Annotated in this window: 17 protein-coding genes and 7 tRNA genes; 17 read left to right on the forward strand and 7 right to left on the reverse strand. The window is 46.8% G+C overall.

Features of this window, described 5'->3' with window-relative positions; all coding sequences use genetic code 11:
- Positions 1-27: 27 nt before the first annotated feature.
- Complete coding sequence (locus LEUMU_RS0103010) at positions 28-1221, reverse strand: MFS transporter (protein ID WP_022950803.1); 1194 nt, start codon at positions 1219-1221, stop codon at positions 28-30.
- A gap of 161 nt (positions 1222-1382) precedes the next feature.
- On the opposite strand from LEUMU_RS0103010, the gene LEUMU_RS0103015 reads away from it, so the two are divergent.
- Positions 1383-2429, forward strand: coding sequence for a ChaN family lipoprotein (locus tag LEUMU_RS0103015; RefSeq protein ID WP_022950804.1), 1047 nt, complete (start codon positions 1383-1385; stop codon positions 2427-2429).
- A gap of 77 nt (positions 2430-2506) precedes the next feature.
- The gene (locus LEUMU_RS0103020; RefSeq protein ID WP_022950805.1) at positions 2507-3283 is read left to right on the forward strand and encodes a ferredoxin--NADP reductase; all 777 of its coding nucleotides are present in this window, start codon (positions 2507-2509) and stop codon (positions 3281-3283) included.
- 21 nt (positions 3284-3304) lie between these two features.
- On the opposite strand, the gene LEUMU_RS0103025 is transcribed toward LEUMU_RS0103020, so the two are convergent.
- On the reverse strand, positions 3305-4615 hold the full coding sequence (locus tag LEUMU_RS0103025) for a hypothetical protein (RefSeq protein ID WP_022950806.1): 1311 nt from the start codon (positions 4613-4615) through the stop codon (positions 3305-3307).
- A gap of 108 nt (positions 4616-4723) precedes the next feature.
- Here LEUMU_RS0103025 and acuR point away from each other — a divergent pair, with 108 nt between their 5' ends.
- The 4 genes from acuR (at position 4724) to LEUMU_RS0103045 (ending at position 8272) form a co-directional block, all read left to right on the forward strand.
- Positions 4724-5377: an acrylate utilization transcriptional regulator AcuR gene (gene acuR, locus LEUMU_RS0103030; RefSeq protein ID WP_022950807.1), complete on the forward strand. Its 654-nt coding sequence runs from the start codon at positions 4724-4726 to the stop codon at positions 5375-5377.
- Positions 5378-5450: 73 nt separating this feature from the next.
- The gene (gene acuI / locus LEUMU_RS24385) at positions 5451-6458 is read left to right on the forward strand and encodes an acrylyl-CoA reductase (NADPH) (RefSeq protein WP_022950808.1); all 1008 of its coding nucleotides are present in this window, start codon (positions 5451-5453) and stop codon (positions 6456-6458) included.
- Between the two features lie 99 nt (positions 6459-6557).
- Complete coding sequence (locus LEUMU_RS0103040) at positions 6558-7346, forward strand: 3-hydroxybutyrate dehydrogenase (RefSeq protein ID WP_022950809.1); 789 nt, start codon at positions 6558-6560, stop codon at positions 7344-7346.
- 62 nt (positions 7347-7408) lie between these two features.
- Positions 7409-8272 (forward strand): histone deacetylase family protein, encoded by an 864-nt coding sequence (locus LEUMU_RS0103045; protein ID WP_245570680.1) that lies wholly within the window; start codon positions 7409-7411, stop codon positions 8270-8272.
- Here LEUMU_RS0103045 and gcvA read toward each other — a convergent pair.
- Positions 8258-9193, reverse strand: coding sequence for a transcriptional regulator GcvA (gene gcvA, locus LEUMU_RS0103050; protein ID WP_040503943.1), 936 nt, complete (start codon positions 9191-9193; stop codon positions 8258-8260). The genes LEUMU_RS0103045 and gcvA overlap by 15 nt on opposite strands.
- A gap of 1028 nt (positions 9194-10221) precedes the next feature.
- Complete coding sequence (locus LEUMU_RS24390; RefSeq protein WP_157474244.1) at positions 10222-11124, reverse strand: lipase family protein; 903 nt, start codon at positions 11122-11124, stop codon at positions 10222-10224.
- Positions 11125-11235: 111 nt separating this feature from the next.
- Here LEUMU_RS24390 and LEUMU_RS0103060 point away from each other — a divergent pair, with 111 nt between their 5' ends.
- Positions 11236-12510 (forward strand): molybdopterin molybdotransferase MoeA, encoded by a 1275-nt coding sequence (locus tag LEUMU_RS0103060; RefSeq protein ID WP_022950812.1) that lies wholly within the window; start codon positions 11236-11238, stop codon positions 12508-12510.
- Between the two features lie 158 nt (positions 12511-12668).
- Here the strand turns inward: LEUMU_RS0103060 and LEUMU_RS0103065 are convergent.
- Together LEUMU_RS0103065 and LEUMU_RS0103070 are read right to left on the reverse strand one after the other, a co-directional pair.
- Positions 12669-12745, reverse strand: a tRNA-Arg gene (locus tag LEUMU_RS0103065).
- Between the two features lie 94 nt (positions 12746-12839).
- A tRNA-Ser gene (locus LEUMU_RS0103070) sits at positions 12840-12931 on the reverse strand.
- Between the two features lie 192 nt (positions 12932-13123).
- Here LEUMU_RS0103070 and tpiA point away from each other — a divergent pair.
- The 4 genes from tpiA (at position 13124) to LEUMU_RS24395 (ending at position 16134) form a co-directional block, all read left to right on the forward strand.
- Complete coding sequence (tpiA, locus tag LEUMU_RS0103075) at positions 13124-13873, forward strand: triose-phosphate isomerase (RefSeq protein ID WP_022950813.1); 750 nt, start codon at positions 13124-13126, stop codon at positions 13871-13873.
- Between the two features lie 20 nt (positions 13874-13893).
- Entirely contained in the window at positions 13894-14298 is a 405-nt protein-coding gene (gene secG, locus LEUMU_RS0103080) for a preprotein translocase subunit SecG (RefSeq protein ID WP_022950814.1), read from the forward strand.
- Positions 14299-14310: 12 nt separating this feature from the next.
- Positions 14311-14396: transfer RNA gene (locus tag LEUMU_RS0103085), tRNA-Leu, on the forward strand.
- A 346-nt stretch (positions 14397-14742) separates the two neighbouring features.
- Positions 14743-16134 (forward strand): peptidoglycan-binding domain-containing protein, encoded by a 1392-nt coding sequence (locus LEUMU_RS24395; protein ID WP_022950815.1) that lies wholly within the window; start codon positions 14743-14745, stop codon positions 16132-16134.
- 83 nt (positions 16135-16217) lie between these two features.
- Here LEUMU_RS24395 and tgt read toward each other — a convergent pair whose 3' ends face one another.
- Positions 16218-17333 (reverse strand): tRNA guanosine(34) transglycosylase Tgt, encoded by a 1116-nt coding sequence (gene tgt / locus LEUMU_RS0103095; protein WP_026744443.1) that lies wholly within the window; start codon positions 17331-17333, stop codon positions 16218-16220.
- 214 nt (positions 17334-17547) lie between these two features.
- On the opposite strand from tgt, the gene LEUMU_RS0103100 reads away from it, so the two are divergent.
- The 6 genes from LEUMU_RS0103100 to clpP all read left to right on the forward strand — a co-directional run bounded on the left by LEUMU_RS0103100 (position 17548) and on the right by clpP (position 20068).
- A tRNA-Pro gene (locus tag LEUMU_RS0103100) sits at positions 17548-17624 on the forward strand.
- Between the two features lie 16 nt (positions 17625-17640).
- Positions 17641-17717: transfer RNA gene (locus LEUMU_RS0103105), tRNA-Arg, on the forward strand.
- Positions 17718-17746: 29 nt separating this feature from the next.
- Positions 17747-17822 (forward strand) — tRNA-His (locus tag LEUMU_RS0103110).
- Positions 17823-17954: 132 nt separating this feature from the next.
- Positions 17955-18039: transfer RNA gene (locus LEUMU_RS0103115), tRNA-Leu, on the forward strand.
- Positions 18040-18132: 93 nt separating this feature from the next.
- Positions 18133-19440 carry a trigger factor gene (gene tig, locus LEUMU_RS0103120; protein ID WP_022950817.1) on the forward strand — a complete coding sequence of 436 codons (1308 nt, stop codon included), beginning with the start codon at positions 18133-18135 and terminating at the stop codon, positions 19438-19440.
- Positions 19441-19459: 19 nt separating this feature from the next.
- The gene (gene clpP / locus LEUMU_RS0103125) at positions 19460-20068 is read left to right on the forward strand and encodes an ATP-dependent Clp endopeptidase proteolytic subunit ClpP (RefSeq protein ID WP_022950818.1); all 609 of its coding nucleotides are present in this window, start codon (positions 19460-19462) and stop codon (positions 20066-20068) included.
- Positions 20069-20129 lie beyond the last annotated feature (61 nt).

A 20129-nucleotide genomic window follows, 5' to 3' on the forward strand; every position in this document is an offset into this window, starting at 1 on the left:
CGTATATCAACAGGGTTTTATGGGGTGCTAAGCCCGTTGTTGAACCAAACGACTCAACAGCACCAAACACACCGAAACAATCCCAGCCCCAAGCAACAAATACAAACTAACCCCAGCCCAACCAAGACTACCAATCAACAAAGTCAGCACTGGTGGCCCAATAAAATTACCCAAATTCCCAAACTGCACCAAGCCACCATTCACCAACGGAATATCAGGGTCATTAGCCTCAAGCACATCAGGCAGGGAGCCGATAATTCCGGCAGGCAGTAAGCCCAGCATTAGAAAGATCACCATCGTAATCACAATGCGAGCATTGACATCATCACTCATCAGCAGTAAAGCTAGCGCGGCCAGTGTAATCACGGCAATGGCCACCCGTACAAGCTTCCAAGGTTTGATGCCGCGCTTAAGGGTAAATAGTGCAATCAATGTGCCCACCAAGGCGCAGCCGGGCAGCCAAAAGCCCAGCCGATACTGAGTCTCAGTTACCGCCGATAGCATCTTAGGCAGCAGGCTCACTAATGAAACAAATAATAAAGTGTAGCCAATAAAAGTTAGTGGGATGATCAGCAGTCTTCGATGACTTAACAGCCGCCACTGTGCGCCAAGTAGCGCATTAGCAGCGGGTGGTGTGGTATTGGGCTGGCTAGGTTGCGCGTTTTGCTCAGATATAAACTGCATTATCCCACCCAATGCGAGTGCCAGTAGCAAAGCATGGAGTACTGGAAAACTTTGCCAGCCCGCAAAAGCAATTAGCGTCGGTGCGATGGATGCGACACTCATAAAGGTCAGCGTAAAATAGCAGCTCCAGAACGCCATAATTCTTGCTCTATCTTGCGGTGCGGCGAGCATTAGCATCAGAGTTGGTGCTGTCACTACAATCGCCATGTGTGCGGTACTTTCCACGACGCGTGCAATTAATAAAGGGAAATAGTTGGCACTAATTAATGGCAGTAAGGCGCCAATAATCGCAATCGCTAATCCCGCAATCAGTGAGCGCCTAAGGCCAATGCGCTGGCATAAAGCACCTGCGAATGTCCCAAATAAGGCACCGATAATTCCGATCGTTGAAAGTAGTATCGCTTGTTGGAAACCGCTGAACTCAGCTTGCACTAACAAGTCTTTCAGCATCCACGGCATTTTTGCGTATTGGAAAGCGGCGAGCGCTCCGGCAAGGTATAAGGCAATAATCTGATACCAGTTGGTGGAAGCTTGCATGCTGATGTACCGAGTGGGGATAAAAAGTGGCGGGATGCCGGAAGCCGCCGATGATAACAGCTGAGTTTATACATGAATACCCATTGCCCATAACAGGGAGCTTGGCCTTGTGAGTGGATGCTTTATACTTCGCCAATCAGGATTTTACGAGGTGTGGGTTGATGATTAGAGTGGCTTTAAATGTAAGCGTATTGGTGCTGAGTGCGCAGTTGTTAGTAGGCTGTGTGGCTAATAGCGCGCAGGGTGAAATGCGTCAGTCGATAAGCGCTAAAGCGGGTGCTTCCAATCCATCACTGCCAACGCTCTATGATGTACAGATTCAGGACCCATTGACTAATAAAACGGTTTCGATCGATCAGCTGGCGCAGGCGCTGAAAGATGCCGATGTCGTGTTTATCGGTGAGTACCACGGCAGTCACGGATCGCATTGGCTACAAGCACAATTGCAGGCGGCACTACACAAGCAGCGTCCGGTGCAGGTTTTGTCGATGGAGCAATTTACCCGTGATAAGCAGTCGGTATTGGATCAATATCTAAAAGGTGAGATTGGTGAGGTTGCGCTTATAAAGCAGGGGGAAGCTTGGCCTAATTATAAAGCATCGTATCGACCATTAGTGGAGTTTTCAAAGCAGCACCAGTTGCCAGTGATCGCGGCTAATGCTCCTGCTGATGTGGTTCGCTGTATCGGGCGAGAAGGGCGTGATTATCTTGCAAAGTTGAATAAGGCAGAGCGCCAGCAAATTGCTTCGCAGCCGTTTTTAAATAGTGCGCAATATCAAACTGCATTTCAGGCGGTTATGCATGGACCAGCGCAGCCTGCAAAGTCATCAAGCAAGGCAAGCAGTGCGTTGAGTAATAGCTATCTAGCGCAACTAAGCCGCGATAACACCATGGCTGAATCTATTTTAAATGCTCATCAGCGCTACCCAAAACATCAAATCATTCACGTGAATGGCGCGTTTCATAGTGATAATCACCTTGGTACAGTGGCTTTATTAAAGCAGCGTAGTCCATCACTGAATATCAAAGTGGTCAGCCCGGTTCAAACGCCCGATATCGAGGCTAAATATCAGGGGAAGATTCCCAAAAAGCTGGGCGACTATCTGTATTTTGTTCAACCATTGCCAGAGCAATATGCTAATGAGGCTGAGCGCGATGCGGCATTTAAGAGCATGTTCTCAGGTGCGGCTAGGAAAGCCTGCAAATGATAATTTTAAGGTTTCTTGAAAAGCAGCTAAGCCGCCGCCATTATCTGCAAACACACAGATAAAATACAGGAATTAGCATGGCCAAGTACGCCACTGAATCAGTTATTGATGTAAAGCACTGGAATGATACCTTATTCAGCTTCAAAACCACGCGGGACGATGGCCTGCGGTTTCGCAATGGCGAATTTATTATGATAGGGCTGGAGGATGAGCCGCGTCCGTTGATGCGTGCTTACAGTATTGCCAGTGCCAATTATGATGAGTATCTGGAGTTTTACAGCATTAAAGCCCCGAACGGCGCGCTGACTTCACGGCTGCAGCATTTAAAGCCAGGCGATCATGTGCTGATTGGTAGCAAGCCAACCGGTACTTTGGTGGCAGATGACTTGAAGCCCGGCAAAAACTTGTTTTTGTTTGGAACTGGCACTGGCTTAGCGCCATTTCTAAGTATTATCAAAGACCCCGAGATCTACGAGAAATTTGAGAAAGTCGTGCTGTTCCATGGCGTGCGTTTCTTAAGTGAGTTGGGTTACTACGATTGGCTGTCGGAAGGTTTGAAAAGTCACGAATACTTAGGGGAAGTGATTAGCGAAAAGCTGATTTATTACCCTGCGGTCACCCGTGAGCCATTCCGCAACCAAGGCCGTTTAACTGACTTGATTCACTCCGGAAAGCTATGTGAAGACTTAGGTTTGCCGCAACTTAACCCGGAAACCGATCGCGCGATGGTGTGTGGTAGCCCAGCAATGTTGAAAGACATCTGCGATATGCTGGATGGTTTGGATTTTAAAATCAGCCCTAAAACCGGCGTTCAGGGCGATTATGTGATTGAGCGCTCCTTTGTAGAGCGCTAATCCGGCTTTCTCAGTGCGTGGTCAAACCATGTAAAACATCAACATGGATGCAATGGTCATGGCGATTCCGTATTGCCAGTGCGCACTGAGAATCTCTTGCAAGCTTAGTTGATAGTGGCCGCGGAACATTAATGCCAGCCCCGAAAATGGGCTAACGATGGACGCAATCGACCACGCCGAGAGATAGCATAAACCCAGTAATGTGATTGATGGATCAGTGCTCAGAACTACCGGAGCACTGATCGATATTCCCACCAGTACATGCGCGCCCAACAGGGCGGTGCCAATCAATATCAGTAGCAGTACGCAAGCCACCGTCGCGGTGAATGTCTCGAACGGTAAAAGCGGTGGGTACTGCATGAACAAAGCGCTGCCACCGCTGCCGAGTATGCCCGCGCTGATAAACAGCAAAAACTCCCCGCGTAAATTCCCCAATTTGTGAGCGATATGCTGACGGACACTAGTCAGTGCATTGCGTGGCCCTTGTCGTTTGAGTAGCAACACGCAAGGAATAACCAAAGACGCGATGGAGACTAATAACACCATGGCTACATCTGGCCAGATCAGCCGCGCAATAAATACGCTGGCCAATAAGCTCATCGGTAGCAATAAGGATTCGACACTGATCGGATAGCCTTTAAAGGTTTGCAGATGATTTGGTGATAAGGCCCGAGCTTCCCAAATGGTTAGCGCCAAGCCGAGTAAGGTCAGCGGTATGCTGTAAATCCAAAGCTCCGACAAACTCAATTCTGGAAGGTAGTGCAATACCGTTGCCATCGCCGCAAAGAAAGGAGACCAGTAAGCCGCAACACACACTGCGCGCATCACCATCGTGGTGAGAGTGTGTTCCGGCTTATCGCCTTTTTTCAAGTAATCCGCAACCACGACCGCAGCGCTCATATTGATCACGGCTGATAGGGCATGAGTCCCCAAAAAGGTTTGGATATAGCCTTTAAGGCCGTTATTTTGGTGCTCTGCCTTTGCAGGCGCGATGGGTAGCACTCGCAAAAAGCTCACCGCTGAAAACAGAATCAACAGCGGGATATTGCTATTGAGTGGCTCGTACCACGGAATATCTGCACCGACCATGCTCATCCAGATTAATAAGCCCAAGCCAATGGCCATCATCACGCCACATTGCCAGAGAAGCGCCGGCGATAACCGTGTCGGCAAAATCATGATAGCAATCAATGCCAATAAGCCGGTAAATTGCGGAAGCTGGTGGTTAATTTCTCCCGCTAAAGCAATCAGTACAAAGATGAGAATAAGCCCGCCACCAATGGGTGCGCGGTATTGGGCAATCAGGCTGGGTGAGTGAGTTGAGACTGGCACGGAGGAATCCAATTAGTCATTAGGAGCGGGCCAGTGTAGTGCTTGTTTATGGTTGCGTAAAGCGATCAGAGATTGACATTAATAGACGATCGGTCTATAAATAAAGTCATGACTACAGAATCTGACAATTTAGCCCTTGAAAAACCGCGTCGCGGACGTCCACCCAAGCAAAGCAGCGGGGTGGAAGCCACTCGTGAGCGCTTAATTGAGCGAGGCATTCAGATTTTTACTGAGAAGGGATTTAATAACACGGGCTTGGATGAGATTCTAAAATCTGAGAATGTCCCCAAGGGCTCGTTTTATCACTACTTCAAAAATAAAGCGCAGTATGGCGAGGTGGTGGTTGAAGCTTATGCCGTTTACTTTGGCAAGAAGTTAGCTCGTAATTTTACTAATACTTCGCTAGCGCCATTGCAGCGTTTACAGGCTTTTATCGACGAAGCTTGTCACGGTATTGAAAAGTACTCGTTTAAGCGTGGTTGCTTGGTTGGCAATTTAGGGCAGGAGTTGGGTGCTTTAGATGCAACCTTCCGTACGCAGCTAGAAGGCGTATTTCAGGAATGGCAACAGCAACTGGCCGAGCTATTGGATGAGGCTAAACAGCAAGGTGAGTTAGCCACGCAAGCTAGTACCTCTGAGCTAGCAGAATTTTTCTGGATTGGTTGGGAAGGTGCGATTTTGCGTGCCAAGTTAGTGCAATCTGATCAACCAATTCGTGCATTCGCAAAACAGTTTTTTGTTATTTGTAAGGTTGGGCTGTAAGTCTCGACCTTTTTTTGGATTTTAAATAGACGATCGGTCTAAATGATTCAGCCGATCACAATGGGAGATGGAAATGTTTAAAGCATTAGTGATTGATAAGCAGGATGATGTTCAGACGGTAGCAATTAGCGAGTTGGATGAGTCGCAGTTGCCAGAAGGCGAAGTGCGGGTAAAAGTACAGTACTCCACGCTCAACTATAAAGATGGCTTGGCAATTACCGGCAAAGCGCCAGTTGTACGTAAATTTCCAATGGTGCCAGGTATCGACTTTGCGGGTGAAGTGATTGAAAGCAGCGATGAGCGTTGGAAAGCCGGTGATCAGGTTATCCTGAATGGCTGGGGTGTTGGTGAAAGTCATTGGGGCGGGCTAGCAGGTTGCGCACAAGTGAAAGCGGACTGGTTAGTTGCACTGCCAGAAGGCTTAAGCGCTAAGCAGGCTATGTCAGTTGGAACAGCAGGTTACACGGCGATGTTGTGCGTGATGGCATTGCAGCAGCAAGGCGTGAAACCAGAAGATGGCGAAATATTGGTAACGGGTGCTAACGGCGGCGTTGGCACTATTTCTATTACTTTGCTGGCAACGTTAGGCTACACCGTCGTGGCATCGACTGGCCGCATGGAAGAAGCGGATTACCTGAAATCCTTAGGTGCAAGTGAAGTCATTCACCGTGATACGTTCTCATCAGCAGGTCGTCCATTGGCTAAAGAGCGCTGGGCTGGTGCTGTTGATAGTGTTGGTAGTCATACTTTGGCTAATGTTTGTGCCTCGATGCGTTATGGTGGCGCGGTTGCAGCCTGTGGTTTGGCGCAGGGTATGGATTTGCCAGCGACAGTGGCTCCCTTTATTTTACGTGGCGTTGCACTGATCGGAGTCGATAGTGTGAATGCACCATACGCTAAGCGTGTTGCAGCATGGGAACAGCTAACCAAACTATTGGATCTTGATAAGCTGGCAGCCAATACGCAGGATCTGACTCTGGAAGACTGTGTCGAAGTGGCTAGTGACTTGTTAGCCGGTAAAGTACGTGGTCGTGTTGTGGTTGATTGCACCGCTTTACGCTTCGTTGATAATCTCGCCTAGGTTCGGCTTTAAACACCGGACTTAGGTGCAATCAAAGTCTGTTATCCGAAACGGTCACTTGCTAGACTGCGCCTACTAGTTACCCAAGGACAACTGAGTATGAACGCATTAGCAGGAAAAACCGCACTCGTCACAGGCTCAACCAGCGGTATCGGTTTAGGCATTGCCAAGCGATTGGCTGCACAAGGTGCCAATATTGCTTTAAATGGCTTTGGTGATAAAGATGCCATTGAAGCTGAACGTGCCGAGCTTGAGTCAGCCCATGGCATTACCGCTCGTTACTATGGCGCAGACCTTACCAAAGTCGATGAAATAGAAGCGATGATGACCGCGATTGAGTCTGATATCGGCGTGATTGATATTTTGGTGAATAATGCGGGCATGCAATTTGTTGCGCCTATTGATGAGTTTCCGGTTGAGCGCTGGGATATGATTATTGCGCTTAACTTAAGCGCTGCATTCCACACCACTCGCTTAGTATTGCCGGGTATGAAAAAGAAAAATTGGGGCCGTATTATCAATATTGCTTCTGCCCATGCACTCATCGCTTCCCCCTATAAATCCGCTTATGTTGCTGCCAAGCACGGTATTGCCGGTCTCACTAAAACAGTAGCACTGGAAGTCGCCGAGCAGGGCATTACCGCGAATGCAATTTGTCCGGGTTATGTTTGGACGCCATTGGTTGAGCAGCAAGTTCCGGCAACCGCCAAAGCACGTAATATGACTGAAGAAGAAGTGATTAACGACGTCATGCTTGCGGGCCAGCCTACCAAAGAGTTTGTCACCATTGAGCAAGTTGCAGCTTATGCCGACTTCCTGTGTGGCGATGATGCGCGCGCTATTACTGGTTCGCTGCAGTCTATTGATGGCGGTTGGGTCGCGCGCTAAATATGCGGGCTTATTACTGCGATACCTTTGTGTTGCCCCTGCCTGAGGGGCATCGCTTTCCTATGGATAAATACCGTTTATTGCGGGAGCGGCTGGAGAGCTTGGTTGCTGATGATCCATTGCTTGGAATTGATTTTCACCTGCCACCAGCGGCTACCAATGAGCAGCTGCTAAGCGCTCATGGTGTTGATTACGTTAACAGTGTAATCACCGGAGAGCTGACTCCAAAAGAGCAGCGAGCATTAGGATTTCCTTGGTCTGAAGCTATGGTGGAGCGTTCCCGACGTTCGTCCGGTGCTACGTTGGCAGCTTGTCGTACGGCCTTTGAAGAAGGCATTGCGGTTAATTTGGCGGGTGGTACCCACCACGCTATGGCGCATGAGGCGCAGGGCTTTTGCGTGTTTAATGATAGTGTAATCGCTGCCAGAGGTTTACAAGCGGAAGGTTTGGCAAAGCGCCCAATTGTGATTGATTTGGATGTGCATCAGGGTAATGGCACGGCTTCAGTTCTTGAGCATGATTCGAGTATTTTCACGCTTTCTGTGCATGGCGAGCGCAATTTTCCATTTACCAAAGCGACTAGCGATTTAGATGTCGCCTTGCCGGATGGCACTCAGGATGCAGAATATCTGGATGCTTTAGATTTAGCCTTAGCAGCGGCTAGCCAGCGCTTTACACCAGACTGCGTGATTTACATTGCCGGTGCAGACCCGTTTGAAAAGGATAAATTAGGTAAGTTGAGCTTGAGCAAGCAGGGACTGGCAGCACGCGATGAGCGAGTCTTTGAATATTGCCGGCATAATCAGCTACCGGTTGCCGTGAGCATGGCTGGCGGCTATGCCAGAGAAATTGACGATATCGTCGACATCCATGCCCAGACGGTTTTGCTCGCGGCTAACTACTGGAAGCAATTAGCGCTTCTCTGATTCTATCTCGCTAAAAATCCAATCAACAAAGGTATTCACCGTCGTGAGTTCCTGCTTGTCTTTATCAATGACCAGATAATAGTTGTAGTCGAGCGGCAAACTCAGTTGAAATGGCGCAATCAGCCGGCCTTGAGAGATATCTTTAGAGGCCAGTGCGCCAATGGTGAGCACCACGCCATGTCCTGCAACAGCTGCTTCTAAGGCCAATGACACATGATTAAAGCGTGAGCCGCGAGAGGTATCCATTGCACTAACACCCGCTGCTTCTAGCCAGGTATCCCAATCTTGCTGGCCACCATGCAAGGTATCATCATGAATTAACGTATAATGACGTAGGTTTTCCGGATCATCCAATGGGAATTCTCCATCCAGCAAGGTAGGGCTGCACAATGGTGTCACGGAGACAGAAAACATCTTTTTGACTTCGCAATCCGGGTACGAGCCTTTACCGAAGCGAATTGATACATCCGTGCCATCTCGTCCGTGCTTAGCGCCTTTATAAGACTCCAGATAGTCAGAGCTTGAGATAATTCGCAGATCAATATCCGGAAACATCTCAGTAAACTGATTCATGCGTGGAATAAACCACTTGGAGGCAAAAGAGGGGGCCATGCCCACGGTAAGCTGTCGGCGATTGGTGCGTTGACGGATTTCTGCAACTGCATCGGCTAGTGTTGCAAAGCCAGTGCTGAGTTTTGGATAGCAGTGAAGTGCGACTTCAGTAAGTTCCAGTCCCTGATTACCCCGTATAAATAAGGTAACGTCCAAGTACTCTTCCAGTACTTTAATATGGCGGCTAACAGCGGCAGGCGTGACAAATAGCTCTGCAGCGGCCTTGGTGAGGTTTAAATGACGTGCGGCGACCTCAAATGCTTTAAGTGCATTTAGCGGAGGTAAAGGTGCTCTTGCGGTGTAAGTCATGATTCCTCGCTTAAATAACAATACGGTAATGTTGTGGCTTGATTTATCGCGATTGGCTAACTCAATTTACAAGTCCATGAATTTATGAATTATTTTGCATAAAATCGATAGTCGTTAAAATTAACTGATAATTGCATTGAGTTTTTGTCGATTGAAGGCTGGAGAATCGGGCTCTATTATTCAAAGCGTAAGATGATTTCCTCCTCCTTTGCGAAGAGACCTAGTATTTGAAGCCACTTTAGGTATTAGGTTCTCTTCGACCTCTTTTTCCATTGTATCACCCCCCACCAAACTTTCTTCAAAATATATTTGTCCAATTATGTGTGTTAAGTGTACATTCATTAATGGTCTGCGATACTTGTGTACAACATCAGACCTAAAGCGACACTTTAGTCAGGTTGGTTTTCGGGATAGCAGCTCGGGATCAGCAGAAGAACGACTAAGAAAGAATAGATCAGGTGTTCATGATTCCTCCTCCTCGACCATGGGGTTAGATCGCAAGACTATCCCCCTCTGGTTTTTAAGCAAAGCTTGAGGGCAGTACTGAAAGTTGGTGGTGTTGGGAATTAGATCCAGCTAGAGAGATTAGCTATTATGAAAAGCAGAGATGCTTTAAAAGAATTTGATATTTAAATTGATGCGGTGCAACAATTTGATATAAGATAGAAATGTAAGATGATTTCCTCCTCCTCGACCACGGGGATAATGAGCTAGGCCACTTGACTCATTATCCCCCCCTGGTTTTTTACTTCCTCATCTCCTCATGATTCTGTTCGCAAGGACTAGGCTTAGCCATGTCTGCGATGTGGTAAATTCTATTGGTCTTTTGCTTATGTGGCAATCTTTTAATGGATAGAAATGACTGTAATTAGGATTAAATTCATTTAAAACGAGACACTAAAGCTGGTGTTTATCCATTCTTCTAAATTTTTTATGAAAGATGGTTTAGAATTGTTGCGAGTAGGGTCAAATTATTATAAATTGGTGCGGCGCAGCATTTTTGTTTTTCGCTTATCAAATTCCCTCGCTTATTTCGTCTCCATATCTAAGTCACCTGCATTAGCTGCTTCCAAATAAATGTAATCCACATAGCGATCAATCAAGTGATCTTCAAAATGATCAATCGAACGATTTTTCAAGCCGCTGATAAATCCATTCCAGGCATCTTTCCTGCGTTCAATCAAATTGAGTTGTTTTAGCCGTCCATTGGCATTCAGATAGTGCTCCTGACCGGTATGTCGGTAACCCAACCAAGCCGGTGGAACGCGCGTAACGATATCGTTATTGTTAACCCAGCGAATATGATCCACTTTAACGAAGTTAATGTAGCGCTTGTTGCCAACTCTTGGGCTGCCAAAGGTATAGATTTGTGCAGGGTTAGACTTTATATGTGACAACATGCAGCGTCCGGCACAAATGGTGGCCATCGCTCCGCCGAGTGAGTGTCCGGTAAACCAAAGTGTTTTGTCATTACTCAGTAAGCTGCCTTCCAGCACAGGCCAGATGTCGTCTACCTCACGCTTAAATCCACGATGAACACGTCCGATAGTTTCAGCGACAGCCGTTGCGGCATCTAAATCTGCACGCAAATCATTCCACTCAGAAGGCTCGGTTCCACGACAGGCGATAACATGGTCATACTCATTAATAAAGGAGTAGGCCTGAGAGCCATCAAAGTCGTAATACAAGACCGTATGGAAATTGAGTTGTTCAGCGGCTTTTCTGACTTCATCTTCAGGCAGGTAGGCAATCATCGATAGCTCAGCAAAGAGTAGCGAGCGGGCTAAAGGCTTCAGGCTGGTGATCGATGCGGTGTTTTTAGAGCGGATTAACAGATCATCAACTGTCTGCATCCCTTTTTTTACCGCTGGCGCGACATCCGTTAAAGTGGCTTTGCTCATTGTTATCTGAATGGATACTATAAAAGTCATAAGTCTACAGTATCCGGTATTTTTTAGACTAATTTTTCAGTTCGAACGCGTGCATGTAATAGTTAGCTACTCAGGTGTTCATTAGTAAGTAATTTATTTAAAGAGGCAAGTATGGCTGTGGTCAGTTGTGATGATCCAAAGTTTGGAGCGAGACTAATTCCGGTTGATGAGGCTTTGCAGCGTCTAAGCGAACAAGTTAAGTCAGTTACCGAAGCTGAGTGGGTGAGTGTCTCAGATAGTCTACTTAGAGTATTAGCTGAGCCTGTATTCTCAACAATTAACGTGCCACCACTTGCCAATAGCTCCATGGATGGTTACGCACTTCGGGCTGCAGATTTAATTACTGAGCCGACTAAGTCGTTTAGAGTCAGTCAGCGTATTCCTGCGGGTAGTGTGGGGGAATATTTGGAAGTTCGAACCGTTGCGAGGATTTTTACTGGTGCACCGCTGCCGGATGGTGCGGATGCGGTGGTGATGCAGGAGGTCTGTACGGTCCATGAAGTAGATTCGGAGGTGTCCATTACTATCAGCGGTACCGTCAAAGTCGGTGAGAATGTACGCGATGCTGGCGAAGATATTCGAGAGAACGATGAAATCTTGAGTGTTGGGCATCGCCTTGCTCCGCAAGATTTGGGTTTATTAGCATCTGTTGGTGTTACTAAAGTAAAAGTTTTTAAGAAGTTACGGGTTGCTGTGTTCTTCACTGGCGATGAACTTCGTGAGCCGGGCGAGCCTTTAGGAGTAGGTCAGATTTATAACTCTAATCGCTTTACCTTGGTTGCTATGTTGCAGCGGATGGGTTGTGAGGTAATTAATTTAGGAATTGTGACCGATACATTAGAAGGTACTATCGAGGCATTATCGCAGGCGGCATCGCAAGCTGACTTGGTAATGACTAGCGGTGGCGTATCAGTTGGTGAGGAAGATCATGTTAAAGCGGCCGTTGAATCGCTCGGCCAGTTGGACCTTTGGAGCATTAGCATTAAACCAGGGAAGCCATTAGCATTTGGCCAGATTAATTCTGCAGGACGCAGCGTACCTTTTCTGGGAATGCCAGGAAATCCGGTTTCGGTGTTTGCAACGACATGTATTTTGGGTCGCCCGTTTATTCAGGCAATGCAAGGCATGCCATTTAAGTGCATTCAGGGCTTTAAAGTGCCAGCAGCATTCGATTTGAACTACACCGTAAGGCGTCAGGAATACCTTCGTGTAAGGCTTCAACATGATGATGTGGGTGGTTTAGCACTGCAATCTTTCCCAAATCAAAGTTCAGGAGTACTGACTTCAGCAAGTTGGGGTGACGGGTTTGCGATTGCGCGGGAAGGGTCAGCGGTAAAAAAAGGGGATATATTAGAATATTTGCCGTTTAGCTTTTTCGATCTTTAATAAGTTGATCAAGAGAAAGGAGGCTTAAGGTGTAAAAATATGAAAATAGTCCTGAGTAATTGGCAGGGCTTTTTTTGTGGGGTGTAGAAACAGGTGAGATTCTATTTATTACAGACATGAAAAAGGGAGTCCGAAGACTCCCTAAATCATTGAATAAGTGGCGCACTGGGAGAGATTCGAACTCCCGACCCTCTGGTTCGTAGCCAGATACTCTATCCAACTGAGCTACCAGTGCGTGCTTTCAAGGCGGCGAATAATGAAGGTTTTGAAAGATCATGTCAACAACTAATTTTCAAAAACTTTATTAATCATTTCAAGGAACATTGCAATGGCGGAGAAGGAGGGATTCGAACCCTCGATACGGGATAAACCATATACTCCCTTAGCAGGGGAGCGCCTTCAGCCACTCGGCCACTTCTCCAACTGCAAGATTTCTTGAAGGGCCGTAGAATACTCACAAACTTTATTTTCGTAAAGTCTTTTTTTAATTTTTTTTGATTATTTTAAAAAAACAGTTTTTGAGCGAATTCAGCTGGAAATATTTGATTTATCGTGTCAGTCAGTTTAACCTTCCGCGATTGTGTTAAACGTGGCACTTCAACAGGAGCAGCTAATGCGTAAGACATTGATTGCAGGTAATTGGAAGTTGAATGGCTCTGGTGAGAGTATCACTGAGTTACTTAAAGGTATTGTTGCTGGTTTGCCGGAAACAGAGTCTTTATCCGTTGCAGTATGTCCTCCTTATATATACATACCGATGGTTGCTGATATTTTAAGTGATCAACGCGTTATGGTTGGCTCACAAAATGTAGCTGCCCATGCAAAGGGAGCATATACCGGAGAGATCAGTGCCAGTATGTTGAGTGAATTCGGTTGCCAGTATGGCTTAGTCGGTCACTCGGAGCGTCGTAGTCTATATAATGAGGCGGATGCCGATGTTGCGGTCAAGTTTAAAGTGCTAAGCGACTCGGGTATTATTCCGGTGCTATGTGTTGGTGAAACACTAGAAGAGCGTGATCAGGGTGTGACCGAGTCCGTAGTGTCTCGTCAGATTCAGGCAGTAATTGATCAGCACGGTATTGCTGCGTTTGCAGCGGCCGTGATTGCGTATGAGCCGGTTTGGGCAATTGGTACCGGAAGAACGGCTACGCCAGAGCAGGCACAAGATGTGCATGCGGCTATTAGAGCGCTGCTGGCGACATACGATAAGGCAATCGCGGATACTGTTCAGATTGTTTACGGTGGTAGTATGAATCCCGGTAATGCCGCTGAACTGCTGGCAATGTCGGATATTGATGGCGGCCTGATTGGTGGCGCATCATTGAATGCAGATGACTTCCTGGCGATTTGCCGGGCGGCTTAACTTAGAAAAACTTAATTATTATGCTCTATAACATTTTATTGATCGTGCAGTTAGTTGTCTCCCTTGGAATTATTGGCTTGGTGCTAATGCAGCACGGTAAAGGAGCTGATGCTGGTGCCGCATTTGGCGGAGGCGGCGGAGGTGGCGCTTCCGGGTCTGTATTCGGTTCTCAAGGTTCGGGTAATTTCCTGAGTCGTTCAACAGCTATCTTAGCGACTGTGTTCTTTGTTAACTCTTTGTTACTGGCTTGGTTGGTTGCTCATCCAGAAGGTGGTACTCAAAGTGTTGTAGAATCTGTCGTAACAAGTACTAGTCAAGCACCAGAAAAAGCAGTACCATCTGCGCCTTCTGATGTACCGGTGCCAGCGGCGGCCTCAACGCCAGCAGAAACAGCTTCGGATGTTCCTGTCGCACCAAAAGAGTAAGTTTTTATCAGTGCCGATGTGGTGGAATTGGTAGACACGCCATCTTGAGGGGGTGGTGGCCCTAGGCTGTGCCGGTTCGAGTCCGGCCATCGGCACCAAGTATTATGCAAACCGTTAGTCACACTAATGAGTGTTGTAACAAGAGGCCTGATTTTTATCAGGCCTTTTTTGTATGTTATTCAGGCTGGGTTTTGCTGAATTCTATATCCTCTGCTCCACGACATAATCCTAATAATAGTGTGTACCTCAGAGGGGCCGGTATCGCAATGTTAAGAAGGTTGCCCATTTGTCGGGGATGGATTATGCTTTGTCGGCAATCTATAAAGGGGTGTCGTAGTCGCCTGACTATGAATACAGAAAATAATCACAGGGACCGTCGAGTTCCATTTAAGTGCCCAACTCAGTCACTACATATTAAATGGTAGTATATTTTAGGAGTTCCAAATGCTGAACAAGAGTTATGCCTCAGCGGCTATTCTATCTTTATTAATCCCAATGTCTTACGCAGCTGAGGCAGACCGTGTCGATGCAACTGATACTTTACCTGATGCTAAGCCTGGCGAATGTTATTCAAAGGTTATCGTACCGGCTGTTTTCGAAACAGTATCTGAAGAAGTGCTGGTAAAGCCTGAGACTAATACTGTTGAAATTGTTCCTGCAGTGTTCGATGTTCAAGAAAAAGAAGTACTGGTTAAAGAGGCGTTCACTCGCTTGAAAGCAGTACCTGCAAAATACCGTACTGAAACGGAAGAAGTTGAAGTTTCTCCAGCACGTTCTGAGTGGGTTACCCGTTTAGATCGTCGTGGTATTCCTGCGAGCCCTGCATTATTGGCAGCGGCTGTGACTAATGGTGTTGACCTTGAGTCTGCTAAGCCTAGTCAGTGTTTCAGCGAGTACTATGTTCCTGCTAAGTTTGAAACAACTGAAAAAGAAGTGCTGGTTAAGGAAGAAGCAGAGCAGATCAATATCGCTGATGCTCAGTACGAGCAGACAGAAGAGACTGTAATGGTTAAGGCATCCAGCAAGGATAAAGTCCTGGTGGAAGCTGAGTACGAAGTAATCGAAGAGCAGGTAATGGTAGAGCCAGCTAAGGCCGTTTGGAAAAAAGGAACTGGCCCAATTACTCGTATTGATAACGCAACAGGCGATATCATGTGTCTGGTTCAGATCCCTGCTGTTTATAAGACCATTAAGAAGACTGTCTTGAAGGCGCCTTCAACAGTTGAAGAAGTTGAAGTACCTGCAGAGTCTATCGTTGTACCCGTTAGCCGTTTGGTTAGTGATTCAGCGGCAGATCGTGAAAAACTACCAGCAGAATTCAGTACAGTTAAAGTAACGACTAAAGTTGCTGATGCTGCGTTTATCTGGAGAGATTCCGAAGTATCTGGTGAAGGTACTGCGACGGGTAACAGAATTTGCTTGAAAGAAATTCCAGCAGAGTTCACAACAATTAAGAAGCAAGTGATCGAAGAGCCTGCAACAATTGTTGAAGAGAAAGTACCTGCTGAGTACAAGACTGTTAAAGTTAAGAATGTTTCTGCAGAAGCTGAAGAGCGTCGCACAATCGTTCCAGCGGTTTATAACACCATCGAAAAGCGTGTTAAGAAATCTAGCGAGCGTTTGGAGTGGCAGCGTGTGTTGTGTGAAACAAACATGACTCGTGATACTAACAAGCAAATTCAGCAAGTGCTGAAAGATGCGGGTTACTATAATGGTCCTATCGATGGCAGCATCGGTCGCGGAACATTGCTATCTGTAGAGCGTTACCAGAAAGACAACAATCTTCCAACAGGTGGTCTGACTATTCAGATGCTTGAGAAGATGGGTATCATGTAACACGTCATGTGTTCTTGATATAAAAAAGGCCACTCAGAGATGAGTGGCCTTTTTGTTTGTGTAAATCAATCAGCTTTTCGTACTTAGTGTTCCAAAGGGTCGCCTTTTTCACGAAGCGCATAAAACTCGCTGCGGAATTCTTCAAAGCGGTCCTCATCTAATGATTTGCGAATGCCTTGCATCAGTTCCTGATAGTAGTGCAGGTTGTGGATGGTATTCAGTTGCGCACCTAAAATCTCTTTGCATTTATCCAGATGGCGTAAGTATGAGCGTGAGAAATTCTGACAGGTATAGCAGTTACAGTCTGGATCAATCGGCGCGGTTGATAGCTTGTGCTTTTCGTTGCGGACTTTCAGGGTGCCAAAGCGTGTAAATAGGAAGCCGTTACGTGCATTACGGGTTGGGATAACGCAGTCAAACATATCAACGCCACGTAATACGGATTCAATAATGTCTTCAGGCTTACCAACGCCCATTAAGTAGCGTGGTTTGTCAGTAGGAAGTAATGGTGTTGTTGCTTCCAGTACGGCATTGCGCTCGTCCATTGGCTCACCCACCGATAAGCCACCAATTGCATAGCCATCAAAGCCTATTTCTTTAAGGCCTTCCGCAGAGGTTTGGCGTAGTTCGCCATACATGCCGCCTTGTACGATACCAAAGAGTGCTGACTCATTGCCTGCGTGAGCGATTTTGCTGCGGGCTGCCCAACGTAGTGATAATGACATGGATTGCTCTGCTTCGTCGAAGGTAGCAGGGTAGGGTGTACACTCATCAAAGATCATTACAATGTCTGATCCGAGGTCTCGCTGGATCTGCATTGAGTACTCAGGGGTGAGTAACACCTTGTCGCCATTAACCGGTGAGCGAAAGTGAGCGCCTTCCTCGGTGATCTTGCGCATCTTTGCCAGTGAGAAGACTTGGAATCCACCGGAGTCGGTCAGGATAGGCTTATCCCACTGCATAAAGTCATGGAGGTCGCCGTGCGCACGAATGATTTCAGTGCCGGGTCGTGACATTAAGTGAAAGGTGTTGCCAAGAATAATCTCGGCGCCAGTGTCTTTAACTTGTGCCGGTGTCATGGCTTTTACCGTGCCATAAGTGCCAACTGGCATAAAGGCGGGGGTTTCTACAGTGCCGCGTGGAAATGTCAGGCGGCCGCGACGACTTTGCTTATCAGTTTTAAGCAAGTTGAACTTCAAATGAGACATGAAAAATTCTGTGAGTACTAAATGAGTAATGCATGTTACAGGTATTTCCTTAAAATTCAAAAAGCTATATAGGTTGCGGCGAGGGTGGTAAAAGTTTTGAAGACTTTTTTTAAAAATCCGCTTGACGGAAATAATTAAGGCACGTATTATTCGCGCTTCTTCGGGGTTACAGCGATATGTTGACACTCTGAAGGGACTTGGAAAACGGGGTATAGCGCAGTCTGGTAGCGCGCCTGCTTTGGGTGCAGGATGTCGGGAGTTCGAATCTCTCTACCCCGACCACGTTTTTTTCGAGCATGCGTCCGTAGCTCATCTGGATAGAGCATCGGCCTTCTAAGCCGAGGGTAGCAGGTTCGAGTCCTGCCGGACGCGCCATTGTTCGGTTAGGAAATACTCTTTCAGTGGTGGGTGTAGCTCAGTTGGTAGAGCCCCGGATTGTGATTCCGGTGGTCGTGGGTTCGAGCCCCATCATCCACCCCATTGAGTAGTTAGCTTGAATAAACCATATTCATGATTTATTCTAAAATTTCTCTAAGTGATTATACACAAGCGGCTTATAGCCATGTATAATCCCCGCTCCTAGCTCATTGGCAGTAGCGGTGTAAGTCAAATGCGAAAGTGGCGGAATTGGTAGACGCGCTGGATTTAGGTTCCAGTGTCGCAAGGCGTGAGAGTTCGAGTCTCTCCTTTCGCACCATTTGACTTCTCCAAACCTGTCTCCGGGTAAATTTACGACTAACAGATTATATCTTCTCGCCGCATTGACGCGGTGGTTTATGAGGTTTTGTGCATGCAAGTTTCAGTTGAATCCACTGGTAATATCGAACGTAAACTGACGATTACTATCCCAGCCGACCAAATTGACGGAGAAGTTGAATCCCGTCTGAAATCCTTGCGTGGACGCGTGAAGATAGATGGCTTCCGCCCAGGTAAAGTACCTTTGAGCGTTGTTAGCCAGCAATATGGCGATTCCGTATACCAAGAAGTGCTGGGTGAAACATTCCAACGCACTTTCAGCGAAGCAGTCGCTCAAGAAAACTTGCGTGTTGCTGGTCAGCCTGAAATCGCACCAGAGACTCTGGAGCGTGGTAAAGACCTGACTTACGTTGCAACGGTTGATATCTACCCTGAGTTTGAAATTGCTTCAATGGCTGAGCTGGAAGTTAAGCGCCCAGTGGTTGCTATTAAAGACGAAGATGTTGATCAGATGATCGAAAACCTGCGTCAACAGCAGAAAGAGTGGGAAACCATTGACCGCGCTTGTGAGAATGGCGATACCGTAAACATCGATTTTGAAGGCTCATTGGACGGTGAGTTGTTCGATGGTGGTAGTGCTCAGGACTTTAATGTTGAGCTTGGTGCTGGCCGCATGCTGAAAGACTTTGAAGAAGGTCTGGTTGGTATGTCTAAGGGCGAAGAGAAGACAATCACTGTTGCCTTCCCTGATGAATACCCTGCAGAAAACCTGAAAGGCAAGAGCGCAGAATTCAAGCTGACTGTAAATGACGTGAAGGCAGCTAAGTTGCCTGAAGTTGATGAAGCATTCATTGCTAAGTTTGGTGTTGATGCTGGCGATATGGAATCATTCCGCGCTGAAATCCGTCAAAACATGCAGCGTGAATTGGATAATGCCATTAAGAACCGCGTAAAGCAGTCTGTCATGGAAGGTTTGTCTTCACTGCACGAAATTGACCTGCCTAAGGCATTGGTTAAGCAGGAAGTGACTTACGTTCGCAATGAAATGTCTGAGAACGCAAATGGCGCTGATATGTCTTCATTGCCAGATGAGTTGTTCGAAGAGCAGGCATCACGTCGTGTTAAGTTAGGTCTGATCGTTGGCGAAATCGTTACTAAAAACGAAATGAAGAGCGATGAGACAAAGATTGATGAAATGCTGAATAACTTGGCTTCTACATATGAAGAGCCACAGCAGTTGATCGAGTATTACAAAAACAACCCACAAGCAATGCAGACTATCCAAGCAGCTGTTATGGAAGAGATGATTGTTGATTGGGTTGTGGCTCAAGCCAAAGTAGTTGATGAAGAAATGGCATTCACTGAGCTGATGAATCCTCAGCAGCAACAGGCTGCTGCATAATTATAAAGGAGTCAATGCTATGTCAAATGCATTAGACACAAAAGCCTTGGGTTTAATCCCGATGGTTGTAGAGCAAACGTCAAGAGGTGAGCGTTCATACGACATCTATTCTCGTTTGTTAAAAGAGCGCGTGATTTTTGTTGTGGGTCCTGTTGAGGACCATATGGCAAATTTGATCGTTGCTCAGCTATTATTCCTTGAGTCTGAGAATCCTGAGAAAGATATTCACTTATATATCAATTCTCCAGGTGGCGTAGTAACGGCTGGTATGGCAATTTACGATACCATGCAGTTCATCAAGCCTGATATCAGCACAATCTGTATTGGCCAAGCGGCTAGTATGGGTGCGGTATTGTTGGCTGGCGGCACCAAAGGTAAGCGTTATGTATTGCCACATTCACGGGTGATGATTCATCAGCCGCTGGGTGGTTTTCAGGGACAAGCGACGGATATTGATATCCATGCTCGCGAAATCCTGAAAATTCGTGATGAGTTAAACCGTGTTCTGGCCCACCACACCGGGCAAACATTGGAGACCATTGCGAAAGATACTGATCGTGATAACTTTATGGATGCAGAAACAGCGGTATCTTACGGTCTGGTTGATGAGGTTCTCACTCAACGTTAATCGTATTCAATGCTCTATGCTTCCGAGGCCTGTCGTTTGACAGGCCTTTTTGCCTTTAGCG

This window comes from Leucothrix mucor DSM 2157, from assembly GCF_000419525.1.
Taxonomy (GTDB): Bacteria; Pseudomonadota; Gammaproteobacteria; order Thiotrichales; family Thiotrichaceae; genus Leucothrix; species Leucothrix mucor.